Source organism: Corynebacterium glyciniphilum AJ 3170 (assembly GCF_000626675.1).
Classification (GTDB): Bacteria; Actinomycetota; Actinomycetes; order Mycobacteriales; family Mycobacteriaceae; genus Corynebacterium; species Corynebacterium glyciniphilum.
Genome location: NZ_CP006842.1, coordinates 375,363 through 399,817, shown reverse-complemented (window position 1 = coordinate 399,817; position 24,455 = coordinate 375,363). Strand labels below are relative to the sequence as shown.

The 24,455-nt window shown below is 65.1% G+C and carries 22 protein-coding genes; 10 read left to right on the top strand and 12 right to left on the bottom strand.

Translation table 11 applies throughout. The features are described 5' to 3' along the window. Positions 1-371: 371 nt before the first annotated feature. The 4 genes from aztD to aztB are packed head-to-tail and all read right to left on the bottom strand — an operon-like array spanning position 372 to position 4,806. A complete protein-coding gene (gene aztD, locus CGLY_RS01860) occupies positions 372-1,694 on the bottom strand; it encodes a zinc metallochaperone AztD (RefSeq protein WP_052539467.1) in 1,323 nt (440 codons plus the stop codon). A gap of 41 nt (positions 1,695-1,735) precedes the next feature. Further along, positions 1,736-2,650, bottom strand: coding sequence for a zinc ABC transporter substrate-binding protein AztC (gene aztC, locus CGLY_RS01855; RefSeq protein WP_038545646.1), 915 nt, complete (start codon positions 2,648-2,650; stop codon positions 1,736-1,738). Continuing rightward, positions 2,650-3,945, bottom strand: coding sequence for a hypothetical protein (locus CGLY_RS01850; RefSeq protein ID WP_052539459.1), 1,296 nt, complete (start codon positions 3,943-3,945; stop codon positions 2,650-2,652). The genes aztC and CGLY_RS01850 overlap by 1 nt, the downstream gene beginning before the upstream one ends. Before the next feature lie 9 nt (positions 3,946-3,954). Beyond that, positions 3,955-4,806 (bottom strand): zinc ABC transporter permease AztB, encoded by an 852-nt coding sequence (gene aztB / locus CGLY_RS01845; RefSeq protein WP_038545643.1) that lies wholly within the window; start codon positions 4,804-4,806, stop codon positions 3,955-3,957. Positions 4,807-4,835: 29 nt separating this feature from the next. Between aztB and aztA the strand changes: the two genes are divergently transcribed. Further along, entirely contained in the window at positions 4,836-5,471 is a 636-nt protein-coding gene (aztA, locus tag CGLY_RS01840; RefSeq protein ID WP_052539458.1) for a zinc ABC transporter ATP-binding protein AztA, read from the top strand. Continuing rightward, positions 5,468-6,565: a GTP-binding protein gene (locus CGLY_RS01835; protein WP_038545640.1), complete on the top strand. Its 1,098-nt coding sequence runs from the start codon at positions 5,468-5,470 to the stop codon at positions 6,563-6,565. The genes aztA and CGLY_RS01835 overlap by 4 nt, the downstream gene beginning before the upstream one ends. 23 nt (positions 6,566-6,588) lie before the next feature. Here CGLY_RS01835 and CGLY_RS01830 read toward each other — a convergent pair whose 3' ends face one another. The 3 genes from CGLY_RS01830 to CGLY_RS01820 form a co-directional block, all read right to left on the bottom strand. Beyond that, entirely contained in the window at positions 6,589-7,584 is a 996-nt protein-coding gene (locus CGLY_RS01830; RefSeq protein WP_158407360.1) for a tetratricopeptide repeat protein, read from the bottom strand. Positions 7,585-7,651: 67 nt separating this feature from the next. Next, entirely contained in the window at positions 7,652-8,197 is a 546-nt protein-coding gene (locus tag CGLY_RS01825; protein ID WP_038550879.1) for a TetR/AcrR family transcriptional regulator, read from the bottom strand. Continuing rightward, positions 8,184-9,665 carry an MFS transporter gene (locus CGLY_RS01820; protein ID WP_038550877.1) on the bottom strand — a complete coding sequence of 494 codons (1,482 nt, stop codon included), beginning with the start codon at positions 9,663-9,665 and terminating at the stop codon, positions 8,184-8,186. Before CGLY_RS01820 ends, CGLY_RS01825 begins: the two co-directional genes overlap by 14 nt. Positions 9,666-9,960: 295 nt before the next feature. On the opposite strand from CGLY_RS01820, the gene CGLY_RS01815 reads away from it, so the two are divergent. The 6 genes from CGLY_RS01815 to CGLY_RS01790 all read left to right on the top strand — a co-directional run bounded on the left by CGLY_RS01815 (position 9,961) and on the right by CGLY_RS01790 (position 18,379). Beyond that, positions 9,961-12,078, top strand: a complete 2,118-nt coding sequence (locus CGLY_RS01815; protein WP_038545636.1) for a PhoX family protein — start codon at positions 9,961-9,963, stop codon at positions 12,076-12,078. A 68-nt stretch (positions 12,079-12,146) separates the two neighbouring features. After that, positions 12,147-13,472 carry a DUF6986 family protein gene (locus tag CGLY_RS01810; protein ID WP_038545635.1) on the top strand — a complete coding sequence of 442 codons (1,326 nt, stop codon included), beginning with the start codon at positions 12,147-12,149 and terminating at the stop codon, positions 13,470-13,472. Between the two features lie 20 nt (positions 13,473-13,492). Further along, positions 13,493-15,055, top strand: coding sequence for an allantoinase AllB (gene allB, locus CGLY_RS01805; RefSeq protein WP_038545632.1), 1,563 nt, complete (start codon positions 13,493-13,495; stop codon positions 15,053-15,055). An 8-nt stretch (positions 15,056-15,063) separates the two neighbouring features. After that, positions 15,064-16,104, top strand: a complete 1,041-nt coding sequence (gene alc, locus CGLY_RS01800; RefSeq protein WP_038545629.1) for an allantoicase — start codon at positions 15,064-15,066, stop codon at positions 16,102-16,104. Between the two features lie 142 nt (positions 16,105-16,246). Further along, positions 16,247-17,803 (top strand): NAD(P)-binding domain-containing protein, encoded by a 1,557-nt coding sequence (locus CGLY_RS01795; RefSeq protein ID WP_038545626.1) that lies wholly within the window; start codon positions 16,247-16,249, stop codon positions 17,801-17,803. A gap of 147 nt (positions 17,804-17,950) precedes the next feature. Continuing rightward, positions 17,951-18,379, top strand: a complete 429-nt coding sequence (locus CGLY_RS01790; RefSeq protein WP_052539456.1) for a GtrA family protein — start codon at positions 17,951-17,953, stop codon at positions 18,377-18,379. Here the strand turns inward: CGLY_RS01790 and CGLY_RS01785 are convergent. Further along, a complete protein-coding gene (locus CGLY_RS01785; protein WP_038545623.1) occupies positions 18,354-18,737 on the bottom strand; it encodes a VOC family protein in 384 nt (127 codons plus the stop codon). The two genes, CGLY_RS01790 and CGLY_RS01785, sit on opposite strands and share 26 nt — an antisense overlap. 132 nt (positions 18,738-18,869) lie before the next feature. Between CGLY_RS01785 and CGLY_RS01780 the strand changes: the two genes are divergently transcribed. Both CGLY_RS01780 and CGLY_RS01775 read left to right on the top strand, forming a co-directional pair. Then, entirely contained in the window at positions 18,870-19,832 is a 963-nt protein-coding gene (locus tag CGLY_RS01780) for a helix-turn-helix transcriptional regulator (RefSeq protein ID WP_038545620.1), read from the top strand. Positions 19,833-19,871: 39 nt separating this feature from the next. After that, positions 19,872-20,369: a glutathione peroxidase gene (locus tag CGLY_RS01775; protein WP_038545617.1), complete on the top strand. Its 498-nt coding sequence runs from the start codon at positions 19,872-19,874 to the stop codon at positions 20,367-20,369. Positions 20,370-20,384: 15 nt separating this feature from the next. Here the strand turns inward: CGLY_RS01775 and CGLY_RS01770 are convergent, their stop codons facing one another. The 4 genes from CGLY_RS01770 to CGLY_RS01755 all read right to left on the bottom strand — a co-directional run bounded on the left by CGLY_RS01770 (position 20,385) and on the right by CGLY_RS01755 (position 24,368). Next, a complete protein-coding gene (locus CGLY_RS01770; RefSeq protein ID WP_038545613.1) occupies positions 20,385-21,035 on the bottom strand; it encodes a DUF6226 family protein in 651 nt (216 codons plus the stop codon). Beyond that, on the bottom strand, positions 21,032-22,099 hold the full coding sequence (locus tag CGLY_RS01765; protein ID WP_052539455.1) for an MBL fold metallo-hydrolase: 1,068 nt from the start codon (positions 22,097-22,099) through the stop codon (positions 21,032-21,034). Before CGLY_RS01765 ends, CGLY_RS01770 begins: the two co-directional genes overlap by 4 nt. A 35-nt stretch (positions 22,100-22,134) precedes the next feature. Continuing rightward, positions 22,135-22,575 carry a pyridoxamine 5'-phosphate oxidase family protein gene (locus CGLY_RS01760; RefSeq protein WP_038545610.1) on the bottom strand — a complete coding sequence of 147 codons (441 nt, stop codon included), beginning with the start codon at positions 22,573-22,575 and terminating at the stop codon, positions 22,135-22,137. Between the two features lie 239 nt (positions 22,576-22,814). Continuing rightward, positions 22,815-24,368, bottom strand: a complete 1,554-nt coding sequence (locus CGLY_RS01755; protein ID WP_081803734.1) for an amino acid permease — start codon at positions 24,366-24,368, stop codon at positions 22,815-22,817. Positions 24,369-24,455: the final 87 nt, after the last annotated feature.

The following is a 24,455-nucleotide window of genomic DNA, read 5'->3' as shown; positions in this document are numbered from 1 at the left end:
CCAGGACATCATTTCCACCTGCTCGCACCCAATCAGTTATGAGGGCAGGAAGCTAATGAACAACCTGGTCAACACACCGTGCATAGGTACACCGAAAGGGTTGGAGGAGTCGGCGCAGTTTCGTCCACTCGTGGGGCGGCAGTGCGACGATGTCCTTGCCTCTTGCTATATCGGCTCGTCCAACATCCCGGCCGAGGCCGCCAACAGACGGCTGGATTGCCTGTGCAGGATTTGTTTGGGATTAATGAGCCCGGACCACTGCATATTGCGATGACCCATCCATTCGCTGGGGGTTACAGGCAAGAAGCAACGCATTCCGGACCCCGAAGATCCGGTCTCCCGCAGGACGATCTTCGTTCCGTATTGTTGGGCTAACCGGTCACGCCGGTCAATTCGTTCGGGGTCTCCGGGAGCTCCGCGGAGGTCAGAATCTCTCCGTTGGACAGGTCTACCACGTGAAGCTCATTGGTGGACGGTTCAGAGACATAGGCCCGGTCCCCCTGGACAAACAGGGTGGGGCGGGCTTCCTGCCATTCCACCGGCTCCTCCCACTCGTCGATGACGTCCCAGGAGTCGATCACCTCGCCGCTCTCGGGGTCAATGACGTGCAGCTTACCGTCCGTGCCCAGCACTAAAGCCTCACCCTCCGGCCCGCGGGCCAGCGAGCGGAAGCTGTACGACGTCCCCAGCTCGACGAGTTGTGCGGTGTTGTCCTCGGTGTTCGTCAGCTTGATCCTGGTCGGTCGCTCCAGTTCTGCGTCCTCGTCCACCTTGTAGTCACCCAGTACAACGGGAGACGCATCAGAACCGGACTGGTTACCGGTACGCCCGTAACTGTCCTCGGCATCGATCTTGGTGAACTCGCCATCCTTGTAGATCAGGACGCCGTCCTCGCAGCCGAAAGAGACGGCCTCTCCTGCGGCCGTCGCCTCCCCGTGGACGCCTTCACAGTCGTTACTGGACGCGATCTCTTCGCCATCGGAGCTGAGGGCGACAACGGTGTCACGGTGCTCTTCCGTTCCTTCGGTGTGCAGCAAGGTCCCGTCTGACAGCTCGACGGCGACACCGTGGTGGGGATCGTCCGTCTCCGTCACGGTCGGCTCCGGAACATCGTCGCCGTCGCCACCGGAGATATCCAGGAAATCCTCTGCCTTGAACAGCTGGATCTTCCCGTCACCGTCGCCGAACAGGGCGACGTTGCCGTCATGACTGACGACGTGGCCGGGGGTGTCGGTACCGAAGACGGTGTCCGTGAGGACCGGATCACCGGCGTAGCTGTGGGTGTGGTCGCCGTGCGGCTCAGTCCAGACACCGGCATCGATGAGCTGGAAGCCGTCACCGGTGGACAACAGGACGTGACGACCGTCGCCGAGGGGGTTCAGCCGGTTGAAACCGTCGATCTTCTCGTCCGAGATCACCTCCAGAGTGTTGGCGTCCAGCGTGAGGTAGCCGCCGTCATAGGTGGTCAGGATACGGGGCTCGGCGGCGTCAACCTCCTGTGCCTCGGCGCCAGGTTCATCTCCGTGGTCGTGGCCGTCGTGCGATGATGCCTCGGCCGACGAGCTCTCGCTGCTGCCACTGTCGTCGGACGAGCAGGCGGACAGGGCCAGGACGGCGGAGAGGCTCGCCGCCACCGCAGCGGTCGCGCTGCGGCGGAACCGTCGTGGATTGTGGATCAGGGACGTTGGGGACATGGTCAGTTCTCCTTCTCGAGAGTCAGATGAAAAATCAGGTGTCAGGCGAGCGCGTCAGCGATGCGCTCGGCGTTAGTACGTTGCATGTCGATGTAGTTGCCTGCCTCACCGTCCGGCTCGGTGAGCGATTCGGTGAACAGGGGGACGACATCGACAGTGATTCCGGCCTCATCCGCAAGCACATCGGCAAGGCGTTGGGGCTGTGAGGAATCGGCGAAGATCGCCGGGACACGGTTGTCACGGATCGTCGTGCTCAGGTCCCGCAGGTCTGCCGCCGAGGGAGCTGCCAGAGTTGTACCGCCGGGAATGACCGTGCCGATCACGTCGTACCCGAAGCGGTCGGCGAGATAACCGAACACATGGTGGTTGGTCACCAGTTTCCGGCGGTCCTCCGGCACAGAGCCCAGGAGCTCGGACACCTCGGTATCAAGGTTGTCCAGCTCCGCGCGGTAGGTCTCGGCGGAGGACCGGATCTCTTCGCCGACGTCACTGTCGACTGCACCCGCCAGGTGGTCTGCGATGATTCCTGCGGCAGTGACCATGCGGCCGGGATCCGTCCAGAAGTGCGGGTCGAGGTCGCCCTCGTCCCCGCCTGAGGCGTAGGGCAGCGGGTCGATCTCTTCACCGATCTCGAGGACGTCGCCCCCTTCTTCGCGGGCGTTGTCGAGGTTCGATCCAAGCCCTTCTTCGAGTCCCAGACCGTTGGCGACGATGAGGTCAGCCTGCTGCATGTCCCCGGCCTCCCTGGCCGAGATGCCGAAGGAGTGCGGGTCGGCGTTGGGTTTCATCAGCACCTGGACGTCCGCAGAGTCCCCGACGAGCCGGGAGACGACGTCGCCGAGGATGTTCGTGGTGACGACGATGCTGGGTCGTTCGCCGTCACTGCCGCAGGCCACGAGGACGGAGGCGAGTAGTCCCGAAACGAGTGTCGCGGTGAGGATGCGGAGGCGGTTCATCACTTGTCCCCCGTCACGGCGATCGCCGCAGGGTGTCCGCCGACATCGATGCTGCGGGCTTCGCGCAGATTGTCACGCACATCGAGTTCAGCGACGGTCCCGGCCACCGGGTCGGAGACATACCCACGTTCCCGGGTAAGGACGACCGACGGTGCCGTGTCGCCACCGCCATCCACCAGCTGTCGCTGTGCGGTGACCTCGCCGGATCCCGCATCGACGACATAGCCCACGCCGTCCTCGTCGACGGCGAAGACGGTGGAGTCATCCGGTGCAACCGCGGCTGAAACCACAGGGGCACCGGTGTCGGCAATCTGCCACTCGCCAGACTCCGGGTCGAAGACTCCGAGGCCACCGTCCTCAAACGGTGCGGCCACGAGGTCCCGACCCGCCACCAGGGACCACGCACGCCCGTCGGCGTCCTGCGGGTACGGCGTGACCGCGGCGGTGAGATCGTCGTCCACTGTCAGGACACCGTCCCCACAGGCGAAAGCCACATGGTCGCGGAGCCCTGCCGCACCGTGGATCTCGGGGCAGGCGGTGTCGCCGGTGAGGTCATCCGAGACCTCCTCGCCGGCGTCATCGTAGAGCGCTATCGTGCCGGGGAGTTCCTCGTCGCTGTCCCCGGGGACCGTGGTCAGGACGTGGTCCTCGAACGGAACCGCGACACCGTGGTGGGCGCCGACGTCGAAGGAGACGTCCTCGGTCAGTTCTCCGTCACCGAGCGCCTGACGGGGGAAGACCTTCACCGCGCCGTCGCCGTCGAAGAACATCGCGACCTGCGAAGCATTGGACACCACGTGGCCCGGGGTGTCGCCGTCCACCGTGCCGACCTCGGACGGTTCGGACCGGTAGTAGTGGTTGTGATCGCCGTGGTCCACGGTCCACACCCCGGTGTCGGTGACGGTGACGGCCGCGTCGTCTGCGGTGAACAGGAACCGACCGTCAGACTCCTTGAGCACGTCGGGCTCATCCCCTTCGGGCTCCGCCGGTGCATCCACCGAGTCGCCGGTCAGCAGGTCGACCAGTGTAAGACCGCCGGAATCTGCGTCGTCAGCGTCGATAGCTGCCAGCCTCAGCTGCGGTTCGGTGGCTTCGTCGGCGCCCTCGACATAACCGTGTGGCGTGTCGGTCGCACCAGAGGTGACCACCGGCTCCGATCCGGAGTCCTGGGCACCGCACGCGACCAATCCCACGGCCAGGCCTGGGACGGCGAGAACGGCAAGGACGGCAAGGACGGTGGCGAGCCGAGAGAGCGGGACAGGTGGTCGAGCGCGTGTTCTGCGCTGTAGCGTCATCATTCTCCTCTACTGATAATGATTATCATTTGCAGTACGGGAGCTGACTCTACACAGAACTGCCTTTGCCGCCAACACGACCAGGAAGCTCACCCCGCCGAGCAGTGTCACTGTCGCTCCGGCAGCGGTCTCCGCATACCAGCTGACCAGCAGACCGACATAGACCTGCACCACTCCGATCACCGCCGCGACAACCATGACCCGCCCAATCCCGCGGACCAGCAGCAACGCCGTCGCCGGCGGCCCGATCAACAGACCGAAGACCAGGAGCGTGCCGACCACCTGAAATGACGCCACCGTCGCCAACGCGACGAGAACCAGCATCCCCACATGTGCCACCCCCGGCCGCAACCCCAGCGTGTGCGCCTTACGCTCGTCGAACGTCAGGGCCGTGAACGGTCGGTGCAACACAAGGCAGGCCAGTCCCCCGACAGCAGCGGCGATGGCGATGACCAGAACATCGCCGCCGGTGACACCCAGAACGTCGCCGAAAAGAAAGGCCGTGAGATCTACCGCGAACGATCCCGAATGCGACACGATCACCACGCCCAGCGACAGCATCGTGATGAATTGCAGACCGATGCTCACGTCCTGCGACAACCGTGACATGCGACTGACGGTGACAACGCCCAGCGACATCACCAGCGCACTGACCGCCGCCCCGAGCATGAGGTTCCCGCCGACGAGCGCCGCCACCGCCACCCCGGGCAACATGCCGTGACTCATCGCATCCCCGAAGAATGCGAGACCACGCAGGACAACCCATGTGCCGATACAGGCGCAGAGCACAGCGGCGAACCCGCCGGCCAACAGCGCCCGGAAGACGAACGACACCTCGAACGGAGCAGTAAGGAATTCCATTTGATAATGATTATCATTATCATGAAGGAATGCGTGAACCGCCCCGCCTCACTGACATCTCCCACCGCTACGCTCGGGTCCCCTCCCTCCGGAACATCACTCTCACTGTCGAACCAGGGACCGTCACCGCCCTTGTCGGCGGCAACGGTTCCGGAAAATCCACCCTGCTCGGTATCCTCGCCGGCACACTGCGCCCCACCTCGGGTGTCGCCGCCGGGATCCCGGAGAACACAGCTCTGGTCCCCCAGCACAGCGCCGCACCCGAGCTGTTCCCGGTCACCGTCCGTCGGACCGTGGCCATGGGACGATGGCGCCACCGTGGACTGCTCCACCCCCTCACCCGGCGCGACAGGGACATCATCGACGCGTCGATGCGACGGATGGGAATTACCGATCTGGCCGACCGCACCCTCAGTGACCTGTCCGGTGGCCAACGCCAACGCACCTTCATCGCACAGGGACTGGCTCAGCAGGCTCCGCTGCTCCTGCTCGACGAACCCCTGTCCGCAGTCGACACCACCACCGTCACCATGATCGACAAGGCCGTCCGCGAGGAGAGCCAGGCCGGCACCACAGTCGTCATCGCCACGCACCACCGCCACCAGGCGGACAGTGCGGACCGGGTCATCGTCCTTGACCACGGACGGGTGGCGAAGGAAGCATGACCACCACGCACCGTCGCACCCCCGTGACCGTCCTGTCCGGATTCCTCGGCTCCGGCAAGACAACACTGCTCAACGCCGTGCTCGCGAACCGTGACGGACGCCGCATCGCGGTCATCGTCAACGACTTCTCCGAGGTCAACATCGACGCCGCCCTCATCGCCGGTGAAGGTCACCTGACCCGCGGCGAAGACCGCTTCGTGGAACTGACCAACGGCTGCATCTGCTGCACGCTACGCGACGACCTCGTGGAGTCCGTCGGCACCCTCGCCCGACGCGGCGCCTACGACCACATCCTCATCGAATCGACGGGTATCTCAGAACCAATGCCGGTGGCCGCCACCTTCGAGTGGCAGTGGGACGACGGGACACGCCTCGCGGATCTCGCGCCGATCGACACGATGGTCACCCTCGTCGACGCCGTGCAGTTCCTCGACGGCCTCGGCACACGCGTCCGCCTCCGGGACGCCGACCGTGGATCCACGCCCGAGGACGAGCGCACCGTCGCCGATCTCCTCGTCGACCAGGTCGAATTCGCCGACCGCATCTACATCACCAAATCTGACCTGGTCTCCGCTGACCGACTCTCCGCCACGATCTCACTGGTACGTCGGATGAATCCGCGGGCGGTGATCGACATCATGGTGGACGGACTGGTCCACGGGCGCAGTGCGACCACTGAGATCCTCGGCGCACAGCTGTACAACGAAGCCACGGCACGGACGTACCAGGGCTATGCGGAAGAACTGGCAAACCCCCACACCCCGGAGACCGAGGAGTACGGCATCAGCTCCGTGGTGTTCCGCGGAGAACGACCGCTCGACCGGGGCAGACTCCTCGAGGCGCTCCGTTCCACCACCGGGCTGGTTCGTTCGAAAGGTTACTGCTGGTTCGCCGACCGCCTCGAGTTCGCGCAGGTGTGGCACCAGGCAGGGCCGGACCTGGCGATCCGCCCCGCAGCCTCGTGGAAAGCCGCAGGTCTGGAACCAGGCAACGAGGTCGTGCTCATCGGAGTGAAGCTCGACGGCCCGGCGCTACTTCAGAAGCTGGAGGCCGCCATGCTCACCGATGCGGAGGCCCTGGGCCTGGTCCGGTGACCGTGCGGTTGCCGCGGACCGAGTCAGAACACCGCTGCCGCAATCCGCTGGCGGGCCAGCGTCACCACCGGATCACCAGGTTCCAGCAGGTACAGCAACTCCAGGAGGCGGTGACGGACCCGGTCCCCCTCACCATCTCCGTCGCGCACGTCCGTCAGCGCCCCCGACAACAGCTCCACCGCCTCGGCCGGTCTGTCGAGGAGGACCAGGACGTCTGCGGCGCGGAGCAAGGTGTCGACATCACCCCGCGGACCCCGACGGGCGTCCGCCACCGCCGACAACACCGCCGACCGGTCCATGTCCCCCGTACGGGCCAGCACAGCGACGGCAGCCCGCGCGCGATGCAGGGTGGATGCTGCGGCCGGATCGGGGTACTCGGCGAGCATACGGTCGTAGAGGACCAGCGCAGCCTCGGCGTCCCCGTGGCCGACCAGCTCCGCCGCCTCCTGGAGTCTCGGATCTGCAGCGAAGGAGGTGCCCGCGGTCGCCTGGTCGGCTCCGTCGGTGACCGCATCCTCGGGCAACCCCTCAAGGCGTGCGGACACTGTCACGACGACCTGCTCGGCCCAGTCCCCACAATCGACCTCCGCACCGTCTGCCGGGGTCCAGGCACGGACACCGGTTCCGCCTGCCACGACGGTCACCGACGGCAGCGTCGTCGGGCGGAAAGCACGGACGACCTGTGGGAACCGGTCGGCGTCCACCACACCGAAAATCCAGCGCAACGCCGCTGAAGCGGCGCGGTTCTTCAGGTCTCGACGTAACGCCGTCATCCCGGGATCGACCGCCGAGCCGATGAGCACAACCACGGGAACCTGGGAGGAGCGGACGATGACCTCCGGCTCCAGGGACAACGGTGTCACCTCGATGACCGGTTCGACGACCCGGGACGGTGAGGTCTTCTCGTCGGAGATCACCTGTGCCGGCTTCTCCTCCGGGGACCGGATCCCCGTCACCGCCAGGTCGCGGTCGAGATCAGGGGTACAGGAATCGTGGTCGTGGCCGTGTAGGTGCTCCATCATCGCCCACTGTAGGACGTTCGGCCCGGTCGAGGCGAGCGGCGGGCAGCCGGATCCACGGGACCAGCTACGGGATCAGTTCAAGGATCGCCGACGTCAACGCCTTACGCTGCGCATCGGTCAACGCATGGTCATGGACGTGGTCGTGCATCCACAGACCGTCAGCGAGGATCTGCACCAGATACGCCGCACGCTTCAGGGCGGCGTCCTCCCCGTCCCCGTCGACACCGTCAATCGGCGGCAGCCACCGCTGATCGACATCGCGCCAGACCTCCACGAAATCCCGGTGTGTCCGAGAGTCGACCTGCAACAGCAGGTCCGCGCGCGTCGCCGACCGGCTCAACGACAGCACCATCGCACGCAACCGCTCGGCCGGTGTCACCTCACCTGCCGGGCCTCCAGCCGCCGATTCAAGATCTTCCTCCCACTGCCCCGCAAGGAAGCGGTGCACCCCGAGCATGAGCTCATGGCGCGACGGGAAGTGGTAAATCAGCCCCGACTTCGACATCCCGGATGCATCCGCGAGCGACTCATAGGTCACCGCATCCAGGCCGTCGGACTCGATGATGCCGACAGCGGCACGCAGGATCACGTCCTTCTTACTCGTGCGCAGAGTACTTCGCCTCCTTCGGGTTTCCACGGAAGCACCAGGCCGTCACCAGAGCGGCAACCACTGCGACGATACCGGCAATCACCAGCACCAGCAGGTAGCCGGTGTCGTAGGCGTCTGCGGCGGCCGCACCGAACACCGGGTGGTCCACCCCGTGATCGACGTCTCCGGAGACCGCGGACGGAGCACGCATCGCGTAGAACATCGGCATCAGACTGCCGAGGATGGCCACCGACAGCAGCGTGCCGAACTCGTAGGAGATGGCCTCCACCGAGGACGCCATACCCGCCTTGCTCTCCGGCGCCGAACCGATGATCGCCGAGGACGACACAGACATCACACAGCCCGATCCGACGCCCACCAGACCCAGGCCGATGACCGCCAGCCACAACGGCTGGTCCGGCACCGCCCACACCACAGTCGCCACGCCTGCCCCGCTGATAATGAAACCACCGGTGATCAACGTGCGGAAGCCGAGACGGTGCAGGTTCATCCCACCGAGGATCGAGGCCGGGATCGCCGGCACCGCCGCCGAGGCCACCAGCAGGCCGGCCTCCAGCGGGCTGAACCCGCCCGAGGTCTGGAACCGCTGCGTGGTCATCAACTCCGCACCTGCCAGCACGAACATCGCGAACATCGCCGCCAACGTCCCGCCGGCGAACATCCGGTCCCGGAAGATGCCGAACTCCAGCAGAGCCGGCATACCCCGGCGCCGCAGCAGTCCCTGGCGGTGCGCGAACAGCACGGCACCAACCACAGCCACGCCGACAGAGGTCAGTACGAGGCTCGTACTGCCGGCGGAATTGGCGATCTCCTTGATCGCCATCACCGCACCGACCATAGCCAGCATCGCCCACACCGAGGACAACACGTCCCAGTGCCGGGACGGGTCCGCCTGGTTCGCGGGGGCGTACACGGCGGTCGCAACGAGGATCACGATCACGACCGGCACGTTGATGAGGAATACCGTGCCCCAGTGGAAGTGCTCCAGCAGGAAGCCGCCGAGCACCGGTCCGGATGCTGCACCGACGACCGCGATCGAGCCCCAGATACCGATAGCAGTGTTGCGCTCACGGACATCCGTGAAGGTCTGCCGGATCAGCGCCAGGGTGGCGGGCATCATCGTGGCCGCGCCGAATCCGAGAACAGCGCGGGCCGCGATCAGCATCCACGCGTTCGGGGAGAACGCCGCGAGCAGCGAACCGATGCCGAAGACACTCACACCCGTGAGGAACATGACCCGATGACCGATCTTGTCCCCGAGGGTGCCGGTGCCGAGCAGCAACCCGACCAGGACCAGCGGATAGGCGTTGATGATCCACAGGCCCTGCAGGGCGGTGGTGTGCAGTTCATCGCGCAGCACCGGCAGCGCCGTGTAGAGGATCGAATTGTCGGCGCCGACGAGGAACAGTCCGAGGCTGATGATGCCGAGGAAGCTCCACCGCTGGGCGGGAGTGGTAGAGGCAGCGATGCCCCTGTCTCCGGACGGACGTCCGACCGTCCGTCCCGTCGTTGTCGTGTGACTCACGTTCGCTACCTCCTGTGTGTTCCAGTCGCTCCGGTGTTTCCGGATGTTCTGGGTTATTCCGCACGTGGTGTGCACGCTGAGGAACTGTACCGAACGTCCGTTACAGTTACAACACCGTAGGCACTGGTGGTGACGGAATTCACCGTCCGGTCACCTGCAGGCCATTCCGACGATGCTTGCACTGGCTAGGTTTGTCGCCCGACTGCACTGTGACGACCACCATGAGAAGAGACGACCCATGGCGCTACTCGGCCGAAACCTCCTGTCCAGGCTCGATTTCACCTCCAGCCGATCCCACCGCACCTGTGTGTACAAGTGCGGCGACGCCTGCTCCAAACCGGTACCCAACACCTCCGACAACGTGTATTTCCGCGATATCGTGCGTAAAGAGTTCGACCGTCGTACCCTGCTGCGCGGCGCCGGTACCGCGACCATTGTTCTCGGCGGAGGAGGGCTTCTCGCCGCATGCGGACAGGGCCCGGCACCGACAGCATCGACATCGTCCCCCGTAGCGGGCTCTGGTACGACCTCCACCCCGGTGGGGATGCGGTTCAACATGGTCGCACCCAACACCAGGGACGCTGTCACGGTGCCCACCGGATACAGCAGCGAGGTGGTCATCCGCTGGGGAGACCCTGTCGTCGAAGGAGCGGCACCCTGGACCGTCGACAACCAGACCCCCACAGCAGCGGAGAAACAGTTCGGCTACAACTGTGACTTCGCCGAACTGTTGCCGATCACCGGGGAGGACAACCGATTCCTGCTAGTGAGCAATCACGAATACACCACCCCGCAGCAGATGTTCCCCGGATACGACGCCGACTACCCCACCGAGGACCAGGTCCGCATCGAGATCGCCAATCACGGGCTGTCGATCGTAGAGGTCGAGGCAAACGATTCCGACGGGCACCTCGCGCCAGTCATCGGACAATACAACCGCCGTATCCACGGTGAGACAGAATTCCTGGTTACCGGACCAGCGTCCGGGCGCGACCTGTTGAAAACCTCGACCGACCCGACCGGCACCCGCGTACGCGGCACGTTCAACAACTGCGCCGGAAGCGTGACCCCGTGGGGAACGATTCTGTCCGGCGAGGAGAACGTCGACCAGTACTTCGCGGGCGGTGCGAAAGCGGACGGCAAGGCAGCACAAGAACGTTTCGCACGCTATGGCATGGAAGACGACGAGACGGCCCGCAAATGGGAGCGGTTCGACGACCGCTTCGACATCACCAAAGAACCCAACGAAGCACACCGCTTCAACTGGGTCGTCGAGGTCGACCCGTGGGACCCGAATTCCACCCCCGTCAAACACACCGCGCTGGGACGGTTCAAACACGAGGCGGCTGCCGTCCACATCACCGATGACCGCACCATCGTGTCCTATTCCGGGGATGACTCACGGTTCGAGTACATCTACAAGTTCGTGTCCTCGAAGAAATTCGTCGACGCGCCTGCCGGCTCGGGTCACCAGGCCACAACAGCACGACAAGAAAACATGAAGGCCCTCGACGAAGGCACGCTCTACGTCGCGGTATTCGAAGGGAACTCCCCTGACTTCAAGGAGAACACCCTGCCGGAGGACGAGGCGTTCGACGGTGCCGGGCACTGGGTGAAACTAGCGACCTGTCATGCAGACGGATCCGTCGACTCCCACGTCGATGGAATGTCAGGGGAAGAAGTTCTGGTCTTCACCCGCCTGGCGGCCGACAAAGCAGGAGCGACGAAAATGGACCGTCCCGAGGACGTCCAACCGCATCCCGCCACTGGTCGGGTCTACGCCGCATTGACCAACAACGAGTACCGCGGCGCCGCACGTCCCGGCAAAGATGATGAACCGGCCATGGAATACGCCCCGGTCAAGGAAAACAAGAACGGGTACATCCTGGAGATGGAGGACAGCCATACCGGAGAAAGCTTCACCTGGAACCTGCTGCTGGTTTGCGGCGATCCAGCAGCCGCCGAAACGTACTTCGGTGGCTTCGACAAGTCCAGGGTGTCCCCGATCTCCTGCCCCGACAACCTCGCCTTCGACCCGCACGGAAACCTGTGGGTCTCCACCGACGGAAATGCACTGGAGTCCAACGACGGGTTGTTCGCCGTCTCACTGGACGGCGAGACCCGCGGCCTGACCAAGCAGTTCCTCACCGTTCCCGCCGGGGCCGAAACATGCGGCCCGGTCGTGACCGACACCCGCGTGTTGGTCAACGTCCAGCACCCCGGTGAAGATGACGAGGCGACCGTGGAAACCACCGCGTCGCACTGGCCCGACGGCGGCACGTCGCTGGCCCGGCCGTCGACGGTGGTCGTATGGAAAGATGACAACGGGTCTATCGGCGGACAGGAGATGGGGTAACTGGCCGTCCTTCGACGCCCGATGACGTAACATCCGGAGGAACCACCCCGTACAGTCGAGGAGCATCCTTGCCCGCCCCCAGTGTCGACCCCAGCGTCCTGACAGACATCACCGCCCTCGCCGACACAAAGTTGGCGGACATCGACCCGCTGGTCGCCGGGCGCTGGGCGACACCGGTCACGTGGCGCCAGCCCGTCCACACCGTGTACGTGCCCGCCCATCTCGTTGTCGGTGACAACGCGCCCGGCGCGGATCTGCCCCGGCGCTGGGCGTCCGCCGCCGTGGACGCCCTCGACTCGTACGGTAGCCCCGCCGATCTTGCCCGGGACCTCGGCGTCGCCGACGAGCACGCCGACACCGTCGGTGAACTCACCCGGGAGAAACTGCTGCGCGAGCCGATCGAGGACCTGCGCATCGACTTCGAGGACGGCTTCACCCAGCGTGACATTCCGCAGGCCGACCGCGACGCCGACGAGGATGCCATGGCGCAGCAGGCCGCTGAGGTCCTGGCCACCTGGCTGAGCACACCGGACAGCGCCACCCCGGCATTCGCCGGAATCCGGTTCAAATCCTTTGACCCGGCCGTCCGTGACCGTGGACTGCGCACCCTCGCCATCGTCCTGACGGGTTTGGCGGAGCGGAACGTCCTGCACGAGGTGCTGGAACACGACCGTCGGGCGCTGCGGCTGACGCTTCCGAAAGTGCAGCACCACCGCCAGGTCGACGTCTTCGTCGATGTCCTGCGTGCCATGGAAGCATCGCTCGGCCTGCCCGAGATCCCCTTCGAGGTGCAGGTCGAGACCCCGCAGGCCGTGCTCGCCGCTGATGGCGCCAGTGAACCCGCCCGCCTCATTGACGCCGGTCGGGGGCGCGTCCTGTCGCTGCACTACGGTACCTACGACTACTCCGCCTCCCTCGGGGTCGACGCCGCCGAGCAGTCCATGGACCACCCTGTCGCCGATCACGCGAAGGATGTGCTGCAGGTCGCCACCACCGCCGTCGGCGTGGAACTCTCGGACGGCTCCACCAACCGCATCCCCGTCGGCACCCGCACGGAGATACTGGAGGGATGGCGTATCCACCACAACCTGGTGGCACGCCACCTGCGCCGTGGTATCCGGCAAGGCTGGGACCTGCACGCCCACCAGTTGGTGACACGTCACCTGACCACCATCGCGTACTTTCGTGCCGACTGGCGCCTCAGTGCCGAACGGCTGCGTGCCTACATCGCCGGGGACACCAGCCGGTGGATGGATGAACCGGCCACCGCAAAGGCGATGGCCGGCTACCTGCTGCGGGCCCACGCCTGCGGTGCCGTCACCGACCAGGAACTGGAACTCACGGGAGCAGACCACGACCAGTTGCGTAGTCTCCAGGTGAGCGGACGACTGTAAGGAGTTTAAGGAGTGAACCCATGACAGACATCACCACGATCTACCGCGCGGCCCACGCCGTGTACCTGCCTGAGGACGACCGCACCCCGATTCAGGGTCCCGCGACGGTCCTCGTCGCCGGAGAACAGATCACCGCCGTCTTCGACGAGCAGGACGCCGAACTCCCCGACGAATTCACCTACACCGATGCCACGGTGGTGGACGTCCCCGATGACCAGGTGCTCATCCCCGGCCTGGTCGACACCCACGTCCACGTCAACGAGCCCGGGCGCACCGACTGGGAGGGCTTCGCCTCGGTGACCCGGGCGGCCGCCGCCGGCGGAGTGACCACGCTGCTGGACATGCCGCTGAACTCGATCCCCTCCACCGTCACCGTGGATGCGCTGGATGCCAAGCAGGACGTCGCCGCCCCGAAGACCAAGGTCAACGTCGGTTTCTGGGGTGGTGTCGTGCCGGAGAACCTCGGTACCGGTGACCTGCGGGCCTTGTGGGACCGGGGCGTGTTCGGTTTCAAGTGCTTCCTGCTGCATTCCGGGGTGGATGAGTTCCAGCCCCTGTCCACCGGGCAGCTGCGTCAGGCGATGACCGAGATCGCGGAGTTCGACGGTCTGCTCATCGTCCATGCCGAGGATGCCGACGAAATCGCCGCCGGTGAAGCGAAGGTCGATGCCGCCGGCGGCATCGATGAAACCTTCGATAGTTTCCTGGCGTCCCGGCCCTCCTCCGCAGAAGCGACAGCCATCGCCACGGTGATCGAGGCTGCCGAGGCCACCGGCTGCCGGGCGCACATCCTGCACCTCTCCGACTCCGGCTCCATCGACCAGATCGCCGCGGCCCAGGATCGCGGCGTGCGCATCACCGCTGAAACGTGCCCGCACTACCTCGCGCTGTTCTCCGAGGAAATCCAGAACGGCGCGACCCAGTACAAGTGCTGCCCTCCGGTGCGCACCGCCGGCAACCGTGAGCGCCTGTGGAAGGGGCTCGTGGACGGCATCATCTCCACGGTGGTCTCCGACCACTCCCCCTGCACCGCGGAGCTGAAGAAATTCGCCGAGGTCGCCGACGCCCAGGCATCCGCCAATGAACGCAATGAACTCACCGCCTTCTCCGCCCTCGCCGCCACCGGTAACGACCTCGGTGCCGGTGGCGCCGACGGGCGCGGATCCGGTGGTTCCTTCGGCGAGGCGTGGGGCGGCATCGGCTCGGTCCAGTTGGGGCTGCCGGTGGTGTGGTCCCAGGCGAGGGTGCGCGGACTGTCACTGGCGGATGTCATCGGCTGGATGTGCCAGGCCCCGGCCGAATGGGCCGGGCTGTCAGATCGCGGCGCGATCCAGGAAGGCCGCCGCGCCGACCTGGCCACCGTGAGCGCTGACGACGCCTTCGTCGTCCTGCCCGATGAGCTGCACCAACGCAACAAGTTCACCGCCTACGCCCAGCGCGCCCTGGCCGGCGTGGTGACCCGTACCTGGATCGGCGGCGAGCCCGTCTACATCCGCCCGTCCGCCCCGCACGTCCCGGCGGCCGATCTGGAGGACGACGCCGTCTTCCCCGCCGACGTCCGCCCTTTCACCCTTCGACCCTGAGGATCACCATGACCGAGCACTACGACTTCCTGTCCTACCCCGACCTCGCCAGCCGTGCGTTGGCCGGCTCCGTGGTGTGGGCGTCCGACGAATCCTTCGCCGAGCGCGAGAACCTCATCATGCCTCATGAGCCCGCCTTCGACCCGAACGAGTTCGGCAACAAGGGCAAGGTCTACGACGGGTGGGAGACCCGACGCAGGCGTCACGACGAGGTCGGCGAGAATGACGCCGCGATCGTGCGCCTCGGTGTCCCGGGACATATCAAGGGCATCGTCGTCGACACCGCCTGGTTCAAGGGAAACTACCCGCCTCAGATCGCCGTGCACGGACTGACCTGCGACGAGTATCTCACCGGTGAGGAACTTGCCGCACTGCCCGACGACCGGTGGTTCACCCTCGTCGCTCCCATGGACGCCAAGGGCGACCACAAGCACCACCTCGAGATCTTCCCCGCCGGAGATGCCGCCGCCCGTCGCGTGACGCACGTGAAGCTGGAGATGATCCCCGACGGCGGCATCTCCCGCCTGCGCGTCCACGGACAACCTGCCCCGGACCCGCGTTTCATCACCGGCACCATCGACCTGGCCGCGGTGGAGAACGGTGGCCGGGTCACCGAGTGCACGAACATGTTCTACTCGCACCCCAACCAGATCATCTCCATCGGACGCGCACACAACATGGGCGGCGGCTGGGAGAATGCGCGGCGTCGTGACGACGGCAACGACTCGGTCACCGTCCAGCTCGCCGGAGAGGGACGCGTGCGTTGGATCGAGTTCGACACGTCCTACTTCGTATTCAACGCGCCCGGCGACGTGAAGCTGACCGGCGTGACCGCCGGCGGTGAGGAGGTCGAGCTCGTCGGCAAGACGAGGGTACTGCCGGACACCCGGCACCGGTTCGCCGTGTCCGACACCGCCGAAGGCACCACCGGGCCGACGCCGATCGTCGCCGTCCGTGCCGACGTCTACCCCGACGGGGGTATCTCCCGGCTGCGCGTGTGGGGCGAACTGACCGACAACGGCCAACTCGACATCGAAAGCCGCTGGTAGAAGGGTCCTCTTACCCCCGGCTCCCCTTCGGAACCACGGGAACATCTGCACGAAACTCCGTCGAAACAGGCGGTTCCTAGACTCTCGCTTCTGACAGCCGCCCACCCCGGGCGCCGACGACGAGAATGGAGCCGATCGACCGATGACCCGTGTGATCCCCAGCCCCGCCCTGCCCGAACACTCCCGTCGCCACCGACCAGAGCCTCTGCCGAAGGACGTGGCCCGGGCGAACCTCGAAGCGCTGGCTACACAGGCCCGAGCCGACATGGCGCTGATCGGGCACAACCACGACTGGGTGCCGGCCCCCGTGGAAGGCGCCTACAACGTGCTGGTCATCGGCGGCGGCCAGGCAGGGCTCGGGACAGCGTTCGCCCTGTCCCGGCACCGGATCGGCGGAGTGAAAGTGCTTGAGGCCGGCCCGCCGCAGGAAGCCGGCTGCTGGACCCGATACGCCCGGATGCACACGCTGCGCAGCCCGAAGAACATGAAGGGCATCGAACTCGACATTCCGTCACTGCACACTGAGCGCTGGTTCGAGGCGAAGTACGGTGCCGAGGCCTGGGCCGCCACCGACCTGACGCCCCGTGAGGACTGGAACGAGTACCTCACCTGGTACCGGGAGACCACCGGTGCCGATGTGGATTTCCACACCCGTATCACGGGAGTGACCAGGCCCGACAACGACGGATACTTCCACATCGCGGCTGCGCGTGACGGGAAGGGCGACACAGAAGCCGTCGTGTACCGGGCCCGACGCATCGTCTTCGCCATGGGCCTCGTCGGTGGTGGCGGGACGTTCCTGCCACCACTGGTGGAGTCTCTGCCCCAGCAGTTCCGGGCGCACACTGAGGACCCTATCGACTTCGCCGCGTTACGCGGCAAACGCGTGATCGTGCTGGGCGGCGGCGCCAGTGGCTTCGACAACGCCTCCGCCGCGCTGGAGGCCGGGGCCACCAGCGTGGAGATGCACGTCCGGCGTGTGGACATCCCCCGGCAGAACTCGCTGCGCTGGATGGAGTTCCCCGGCATGCAGGAGCACTTCTTCGATCTCAGCGATGACCAGAAATGGGAGTTCTCCCTGTTCAACGGCGGGCTTCCACAGCCGCCGACGCAGGCATCGGTGTGGCGCGCTTTCGCCCACGACAACTTCCGGCTGCTGACGGACACACGGTGGGCATCCGCCGAAGTACGGGACGGTGCGGACGGAGCTGAGGTCATGGTGACTGACGACCACGGCAAGGAACACGTCTGCGACTTCGTGATCTCGGCAACGGGGTACACAGTGAACCTGGGGCTGCGTCCCGAGCTGAGCGAGTTCCTGCCTGACATCGCCCTGTGGTCCGACCGGTTCGCCCCCGCCAACGGCCACCCGTTGGGCCAGTGCCCGTACCTGGGCGACGGTTTCCAGTTCCAGGCAAAGGAGACCGACGGCGGTGCGTCGTCCGATGCCGCGTCCTACATCCCTCGGTTGTTTCACCTGTCCACTGGAGCACGGGCCTCCCACGCTGTGGCGGGTAACCAGCTCTCCGGGATCTACGCCGGGCTGACACGTCTGGCCAACCGCATTGCCACAGACATCACCAGCGAGAACTGGCCGGACTTCTTCTCCGAGTTCCAGGCCTTCGAGCACGAAGAGGTCGGCAACGTAGGCCAGCACCGTGACGGCGAGGCGTGGTTCCCGGTCGCACCGCGGTACTGAGTCACCGCTCAGAACGATTCCGGCCGCATAATCGTTCTGAGCGGTGACTCAGATCGTCCGGTCGAATCGAAAGACGCTCCCCGGTAAGGTGATCAGGTCGCCACCGCCCGGTGGCACCGGAAAACACCACGCCGACCGAGGAGTCTCTTGTTCCGGAAAGTCCTGTGCTTCGGCTCGGTCGGCGTCATCGGCGCCATCGTGGATTTCTCAACCAAGGCGTTACTTCTGCACCTCGGAGCGCCCGGAGTCTTCGCCCGGGGTGGCAGCTACATCGTCGGCAGCACGGTGGCCTACTACCTGAACAGCTACCTCACCTTCAGCGGTGAACGGTCCGTGGCAGAGAAAGCCCGGGCTGCAGCGTCCTATGTCGTCTGCCTCACCGCCGCAGTTCTCGTTGACTGGCTCATAGGGCATGTCTTTCCGTCCATGCCCGGCATCCTCTTCTGGTCCTGGTTCGTCTCACAGGGAGTCGCCACGACGTTGAACTTCCTGCTGCAGAATTTCTGGGTGTTCCGGCCCGCCAGCCTCCTGAGTGACCGCCACGGTCGAATCAGTCCACCGGGGCAACACGAATAAGATTGCCGTCTGGGTCAGCGGCGACGAATGTCCACCCGAAGACATCGTCATACGGTTCCGTCACGATCCGCACGCCACGTGACCGCCAGTCTGCGAAGCGTGCGTCGATCTGGTCGGCACTGCCCAGTGACAGGCACAACTCACTGGTACGGGTCAGCGCAGTATCCGGTGCGACAGTCTCGCCGAAAACATCGGACCCGCTCCACACCGCCAGTTGAACGCCGGGAGACAGCTCGAAGGCGATGAACCTCGGAGACTCGAATACCGGAGTGATATCGAGCAGGTCTCCATAGAACGCCGCGGATGCCTGGGCATCACTGACGTAGATGATGAAGGTGTAGGGATTCGGGGTGGCCATGACGGCCTCCTTTCACTCGGAATGGGTGAGGCGCCGTGGTCCGCCGCCTCTCATACCGAGTCTGCGGCGATACCATGACAGAACCTGTCATGGTTCCGATTCAGTAGCGCAAAAATCACGAAAGGCACCGAGATGTCCCGCCCCCAACGACTGTTCGACCTACTGAGCATCCTCAAAGCACGCGGACGGTCGACGGTGCCCGACCTCGCGAGCAAATTGGGGGTATCGCCCCGGACGGTTCACCGTGACCTCACCGTACTGTCCGACGCAGGCGTTGCCCTCGTGACCGAACCCGGAAGGTACGGCGGAGTATCCCTGCTTCCCGGCGGACGGTTCACCGCCTCCGGTCTCTCCACACGGGAGAAAGATCTGCTGCGCGTCACAGGACTCGATGTAGACCGTGCCACCGAACTCGGTATGGAGGCTCTGGCAACAACGGCATTGGGAAAACTCGCGGCGCCGGGGCCGGGGCACCTTTCCGATGTTCTGCCCTTGTCACAGATCGTCACCGTAGACAATCGCCCGTGGTTCTCCGTCGCTCCCTCGAATGGCGATGTGGCGGCACTTGCCGACGATGTCCGTCAAGGCAAACGACTGGCCATCCGGTACCGTCGCAGCGGGGAAGACTCGGCAGATGAACGTGTCGTGGACCCCTATGGTCTGCTTGGGCGGGGAGGACGCTGGTACCTCGTCGCCGACCGTGACGGTGCACCACGCCAGTACGCCACAGCACGTTTAGCGTCATGGTCGGTCCTGGATGCGCCGCGGCGTCTACGTCCGGGAGAAACGCTGGAATCGGTCTCCGCCGTACTGGCGGCATCGCTCGAACAACCCGCAGGATCGGTAGCGGTCATCGCCGAACTGGATCGCAGGTACCTGGACCTCGCACAACGAATTCTGGGCTCACGCCTGTCCGCAGTGGTCGGCGGTACCACGGCGGAAACCGTGCGAGTGACAATCGACTACGCCCAGATCGGTGGCGTCCGCCAACTGCTGCAATTCGGAGACTCCATTGATGTCATTGCTCCGCCAGAGGCGAGGACGTTGATCGCAGACCTTGCCAAGGCCGTCGTCGCCCACTACGAGCGCTCATGAGCCAGTGTCACCGGCAAACAGACGCGTACCATCGCGCACATGACTTCCACCGACAGCACCAACATCAAGACCATCCCCGTGCGCGCCCTGGACGGCGGCGAACTCAACCTCACGAACCTCAACGGCCCCCTGCTGATCGTGAATGTGGCGTCCAAGTGCGGACTCACACCGCAATACACGGCGCTCGAGAAGCTCGCCGAAGACTACCGCGACCAGGGCCTGACAGTCCTCGGTGCACCCTGCAACCAGTTCATGGGTCAGGAGCCCGGCAGCCCCGAGGAGATCGCGGAGTTCTGCTCCGCCACCTACGGCGTGACGTTCCCCCTGACGGAAAAGCTCAACGTCAACGGCGAGGACGCCCACCCGCTCTTCGCCGAACTCACCAAGACTCCCGACACCGATGGCAAAGCCGGGGACGTGGAGTGGAACTTCGAGAAGTTCCTCGTCAGCAAGGACGGTGATGTGCTCGCACGCTTCCGGCCTGCCACCGTTCCTGATGCGCCGGAGATCATTGACGCCGTTGAAAAGGCACTGTAGCCGCAGTTTCTGCGGTCACGCCATCGTGTACCAGGGCTCCCCAATGATGACGGTCTCCCGGGTGATCTTCCCGGCGCGTGCCATGTCGAATATCTCCGTTCGCGGATAAGGAATCCGTACATCACCTGATTCCTGATTCCCCCACTTCTCCACGGACCATCCGTCTCCCCAGACGCGGACGAAACCGCCGACGACACTCCACACCAGCTCATCGACAGTCTCGAGAAGACGGTCACTCCCGCCATCGCAGGCGTCACAGGCACAGTCCGGCCCGACGCCGATCTCACGTGAACCGCTCCCCTGCTCGTCTCCCCCGGTTCCCGCGATGAGCACGGTCGCGGGGGTGTCATCGAAAGCCCCCTTCGCCAGCAACAGGGGCCGCGCCCCCTCCGCGGCCGGCACGAGCATCACCGCCTCCTGTGACGGCGCCTGGTTCCACCCTGACGGCGTGACCACCGGCTCCGCATGCGCCAGGCCGAGCCCAACCAGTGCCCGCTCCCATGCGTCCACCCGCGCACCGACGATCTGGAACCGCTCCGGATCCGTGACCCGCGAGTACTCTTCGTCGCGGACCTCGAGGTCCGGATGCGGGTCGTCCCATGTCACAGCACTGAGGGGGTCTGCGGCGTACTCGCGGTCGACGGCAGCGAGGATCTCGTCCTTCATGCTTCCTCCAGCACCAGGTCGCGGTACATCATCGTCTGCCGGATCGCCGACCACACCATCGGTGAGTTCGCCAATGACTCCCAGCCGCCGCTCCACGTGAGACGTCCTGCCAGGCGCCACACGCTGATCTCCGGGTTCCAGTCCAGCACCTGCGACACCTCGTCGGCACGCTCCATGACATGGTCGCGGGTCTCCTGTCGCCGGGCCCCCAATCCGGTGAAGCAGTACCCGTGTCCGGGAATCACCGTGTAGTCGTCGAACTCCGCCAGCCGGTCCAGCGCTGCCAGGTAGTCCTTCACCGGGTTGCCGCCCAAGGACGCCACCCCCAGTCCGATGCCGGGGAAGATCTCCGGTAACACATGGTCCGCCGAGATGAGCAGCTTCCGCCGGTCGTCGGCGAAACACAGGTGACCCGGGGTATGCCCCGGCGTCAGTACCGCACGCCAGCCCAGCTCCCCGGTGATCCCGTGATCCGGCAACAGGTTCCCGTCCTCAATCGTCGCGTCCGGACGCTGGCGCGGAATAAACGGCGGCAGCCCTTTCTCCGCGAGCGGGAAAGGGAATTTGTCGAGCACGCCGTCCGGAGCACCGATCATGTGCCGCTCCACGGCGTAGTCGTCCTGCGAGCGTCCCGTGCGTACGGCATCCACGGTGCGCTGCTCCACCGCTCCCAGGTGGTAACGCGCCCCAGTAGCCTGCAGCATCTCCGCTGCCGCACCGATATGGTCCGGGTGCGCGTGGGTCACCACCACATCGGTGATCTCCTCGAGGCGGCGTCCCCGCTCGCGCAGGAACGCGTCCAACGGGCGCAGGACGTTGCCCACTGCATCCTTCGCCTTCCCACCGGCCCACCCCGGATCAACGACGGTGATTCCCTGGTCACCGAGATGGATCGTGGACAGCACGCTGTTCATCACACCCGCACCCGGCATCGGGACGGCACGGACCCACAACTCGCCGTCGACCGTACTGATCCGGACCGGCGCGGGCACCTTACTACCCACGGCCGCCTGGTACTGCGCACGGAAGAGCGGTGTGATGCGGCTGTCTGCACGTTCTGCCATGTGCAGTCAGGTTACCCCGTCGTCCTCACAGGGGTTCAGTAACGCTCCGGTTCCTCCCCGAGGGAGAAGTCACGACCGGAGATCTCAGACGGTGTGATCTCCACGTAGTTGTACTTCAGCGTCGGAAGCCACGGCTTCAGCGGCAGCTCATCGGCGGCGTGTATGTCGTCGGCACTGGTCAACACACGGGCCTCGCCTTTCACAATCACCGACCATGCCTGAACCGGATCTCCGTCCGCATCGACATCCACGTGGTCCGCTTCGAACAAGACACGAGGATTGACCTGGGTGAGGGTGAACAGTTTCGTCCCCTCGGCGGTGCGGAAGTAGATCTTCCCGTCATTGACCACGTAGTTCAACGGGAACAGGTCCATATCGTCACTTCTGCTGACGACCACGCGGCCGAGGGTGGTGGTTGAGAGACGGTCAAGGGCTTCTTCGTCGGTGAGGCGGACGGCGCCATTATTTTCGCTCATGACACTATTATCCGTCCGGGATCATTCTTCCTTCACCCCCGTCGTGGTGTCTGTTAGGCCACACAGTCCACGAGGTGACATCTCCGGCACCTCGAGAACGTCGGCCTTCACACAGGAGTATCCCGTGGCAAAGAGCCTGGGTCGCCGACGAGCCCCCTGCCCCTCACCCCGGTCCGTGGTTGGCTGCGACGGGAGAAGGCACTGGCCAGTTAGCAGGTCGATGTTGCCGGGTACTGGCTCTACGCCGGACCCGTCGTCGACGAACCCGGCGCAGTGTCCGGTGCCGCCACGGTGGCGACGTTGTCCTCCCCGGCGTAGCCCCGTCCCAGGCGGCTGTGGTGGCGCGAATAGGCGAAGTACACGACGACGCCGATCGCCATCCACACCACGAACCTGATCCAGGTGTCCAGAGGCAGGTTCATCATCAGGTACAGGCACACTAGTGCCGCCAGCACCGGTACCACGGGGACGAACGGCACCTTGAAGGCACGCGGGATGTCCGGCCGGGTACGCCGCAGGACGATCACCGCTACCGAGACCAGGATGAAGGCGAACAGTGTCCCGATGTTGACCAGCTCAGCCAGAGTCGACAGTGGCACGAAAGAAGAGATCACAGCGATGACCACACCGGTCATCGCCGTGACCTTGTAGGGCGTGCCGAACCTCGGGTGGGTGCGCCCCCAGGACTCCGGCAGCAGACCGTCACGCGCCATGGCGAAGGCGACCCTGGTCTGGCCGAGGAACATGACCATCGCCACGACGATCAGTCCCACGCACGCGATGACAGCGATCAGATCGGCCATGAACGGCAGATCCACCGCCTTGAATGCATTCGCCAAGGGAGCCCCGTCCGTCGGGTCGATGTCCTTGTAGGACTGCATCCCGGTGATCACCAGGGAGACCGTCACATACAACACGGTGACGATCGCCAACGAGCCGATGATGCCGATGGGAAGGTCGCGTTGCGGATTCTTCGTCTCCTCGGCCGTGGTGGCGACCACGTCAAACCCGATGAACGCGAAGAACACCAGGGCGGCCGCAGCCACCACACCGCCCCAGCCGAAGGTGGAGGGTTCCAGACCGAAGATGGTCTGCACCAGCGGGGCGTGCATCGCACCGAGGTTCTCACCGCTGGTGCCCTCGGACGCCGGAACAAACGGACTCCAGTTCGAGGCATTGATGAAGAACATGCCGACGACGATGACCAGCAGTACGCCGATGACCTTCAGACCCGTGATGACCTGGTTGATCCGACTCGACAACTTGATGCCGGTGATCAGCACCACCGTCAGCCCGAGGATCAGCAGACCGGCGGGCAGGTTGATGTACCCGTCCTCTGCGGACTGCACGGCCTCGGGGATCTCGAAGGGTGTGCCCTCGAGTACCACGCCGAGGTAGTCACTGAACGACGTGGCCAGCGCCGAGGATGCCAATGTGAACTCAAGAACCAGGTCCCACCCGATGATCCACGCGATGAACTCGCCGACCGAGGCGTAGGTGAACGTGTACGCACTTCCTGCGACGGGAACGGTGGATCCCAACTCTGCGTAACACAGCGCCGCGAGACCACAACCGATCCCGGCGATGATGAAGGACAGGGCGACCGCCGGCCCGGCGTGTGCGGCCGCGGCCTGCCCCGTGAGCACGAAGATCCCTGCGCCGATGCACACGCCGACCCCGAAGACCACGAGGTCGAGGGCACCGAGGTTCTTCTTCAGCGCGTGCTCGGGGTTCGTGGTGTCCGCAATCGACTGCTCAATCGACTTGGTTCTGAATATGCCGGATCTGCCCATGTCCTCTGTTCCTCTCGGCCAACGTAGAAAAAGAATCGTACTCCGGGACTGCGGTGCGGTCCTTTGGAGAACCTACGAACACCATGT

What these genes read in the sequence shown, in the direction of transcription:
- aztD (WP_052539467.1), bottom strand. Translation starts at nt 1,694, where the DNA reads ATGTCCCCAACGTCCCTGATCCACAATCCACGACGGTTCCGCCGCAGC.
- aztC (WP_038545646.1), bottom strand. Translation starts at nt 2,650, where the DNA reads ATGAACCGCCTCCGCATCCTCACCGCGACACTCGTTTCGGGACTACTC.
- CGLY_RS01850 (WP_052539459.1), bottom strand. Translation starts at nt 3,945, where the DNA reads ATGACGCTACAGCGCAGAACACGCGCTCGACCACCTGTCCCGCTCTCT.
- aztB (WP_038545643.1), bottom strand. Translation starts at nt 4,806, where the DNA reads ATGGAATTCCTTACTGCTCCGTTCGAGGTGTCGTTCGTCTTCCGGGCG.
- aztA (WP_052539458.1), top strand. Translation starts at nt 4,836, where the DNA reads ATGCGTGAACCGCCCCGCCTCACTGACATCTCCCACCGCTACGCTCGG.
- CGLY_RS01835 (WP_038545640.1), top strand. Translation starts at nt 5,468, where the DNA reads ATGACCACCACGCACCGTCGCACCCCCGTGACCGTCCTGTCCGGATTC.
- CGLY_RS01830 (WP_158407360.1), bottom strand. Translation starts at nt 7,584, where the DNA reads ATGGAGCACCTACACGGCCACGACCACGATTCCTGTACCCCTGATCTC.
- CGLY_RS01815 (WP_038545636.1), top strand. Translation starts at nt 9,961, where the DNA reads ATGGCGCTACTCGGCCGAAACCTCCTGTCCAGGCTCGATTTCACCTCC.
- allB (WP_038545632.1), top strand. Translation starts at nt 13,493, where the DNA reads ATGACAGACATCACCACGATCTACCGCGCGGCCCACGCCGTGTACCTG.
- alc (WP_038545629.1), top strand. Translation starts at nt 15,064, where the DNA reads ATGACCGAGCACTACGACTTCCTGTCCTACCCCGACCTCGCCAGCCGT.
- CGLY_RS01795 (WP_038545626.1), top strand. Translation starts at nt 16,247, where the DNA reads ATGACCCGTGTGATCCCCAGCCCCGCCCTGCCCGAACACTCCCGTCGC.
- CGLY_RS01785 (WP_038545623.1), bottom strand. Translation starts at nt 18,737, where the DNA reads ATGGCCACCCCGAATCCCTACACCTTCATCATCTACGTCAGTGATGCC.
- CGLY_RS01780 (WP_038545620.1), top strand. Translation starts at nt 18,870, where the DNA reads ATGTCCCGCCCCCAACGACTGTTCGACCTACTGAGCATCCTCAAAGCA.
- CGLY_RS01775 (WP_038545617.1), top strand. Translation starts at nt 19,872, where the DNA reads ATGACTTCCACCGACAGCACCAACATCAAGACCATCCCCGTGCGCGCC.
- CGLY_RS01770 (WP_038545613.1), bottom strand. Translation starts at nt 21,035, where the DNA reads ATGAAGGACGAGATCCTCGCTGCCGTCGACCGCGAGTACGCCGCAGAC.
- CGLY_RS01765 (WP_052539455.1), bottom strand. Translation starts at nt 22,099, where the DNA reads ATGGCAGAACGTGCAGACAGCCGCATCACACCGCTCTTCCGTGCGCAG.
- CGLY_RS01760 (WP_038545610.1), bottom strand. Translation starts at nt 22,575, where the DNA reads ATGAGCGAAAATAATGGCGCCGTCCGCCTCACCGACGAAGAAGCCCTT.
- CGLY_RS01755 (WP_081803734.1), bottom strand. Translation starts at nt 24,368, where the DNA reads ATGGGCAGATCCGGCATATTCAGAACCAAGTCGATTGAGCAGTCGATT.